At 65.0% G+C, this 517-nt stretch carries 1 pseudogene; it reads left to right on the top strand.

The annotated features are described in order from the left end of the window. Positions 1-254: pseudogene (locus tag D3H34_RS34485) on the top strand (aromatic ring-hydroxylating dioxygenase subunit alpha); the annotation flags it as partial. Between the last annotated feature and the right edge of the window lie 263 nt (positions 255-517).

Consider the following 517-nt stretch of genomic DNA (forward strand, 5'->3'; position numbering starts at 1 on the left):
CGCCCGAGACCGACGACACCTGCCACTACTTCTGGAGCATTTCGAGCACCAGGCATCCCGACATGCCCGACAACATCGACGCCGTGATCGAGCAGACCGCGTTCACTTTCGACGAAGACCGCACGGTGATCGAAGCCCAGTACCGCAACATGCGCGAATTCGGCGAGCGCGCGACCTGGACCGATATCCACGTCGACGTGGGCGGCAACCGTGCGCGCCGCATTGTCGCCAAGCTGTTGGAACAGCAAGCCTAGCGTTCACGAGGAGGGGCGGCGTTGGCCGAGGGGCATTCCGCTCGAATTCACGAAAAAGAGGCAAAGTACAGTGAGCCTGCGCAGCAACGCACGCGCAGCGCCTGCTTGCCCGTGACCAGGGATTTGCTGCCGTGCCCGCATGGCGCGGATGCGGGCCGCGTTGGCCGGCGCTGTGCTGGCCGGATCAGGCAATCCCATCGGCAACCTGCGCGTCAAGGACGCAGCCACATGGCTTGCTGCCCATGCCGGCGGCTAGCGCGGTT

It is taken from the genome of Acidovorax cavernicola (genome assembly GCF_003581445.1).